Source organism: Achromobacter sp. UBA5777, assembly GCF_002418565.1.
Classification (GTDB): domain Bacteria; phylum Pseudomonadota; class Gammaproteobacteria; order Burkholderiales; family Burkholderiaceae_B; genus Achromobacter; species Achromobacter animicus.
Window position 1 is genome coordinate 2,663 of the sequence record NZ_DIEJ01000167.1, and the last position, 307, is coordinate 2,969.

The 307-nt window shown below is 65.1% G+C and carries 1 pseudogene; it reads left to right on the forward strand.

What is annotated here, in order from left to right:
* A pseudogene (locus tag B3446_RS13280) lies at window positions 1-307 on the forward strand (5-methyltetrahydropteroyltriglutamate--homocysteine S-methyltransferase); the annotation flags it as partial.

Here is a 307-nt window from a genome sequence, read left to right on the forward strand (position 1 = left end):
TTCGATACCAACTACCACTACATCGTCCCCGAGCTGGTGCCCGGCCAGACCTTCCGCATTGCTCGCGACACCCTGTTCGAACAGGTCAAGGAAGCGCAGGCGCTGGGCCTGCAGGTCAAGCCGGTCATTCCCGGCCCGCTGACCTGGCTGTTCCTGGGCAAGGGCGATGCATTCGCCGACGGCCCCGCCGATGCCGGCAAACTCCAGCTTCTGACGGCGCTGCTGCCGGTCTACCAGGATGTGTTGGCGCGCTTTGCCAAGCTGGGCGTCGAATGGGTGCAGATCGACGAGCCCATCCTGGCGCTCG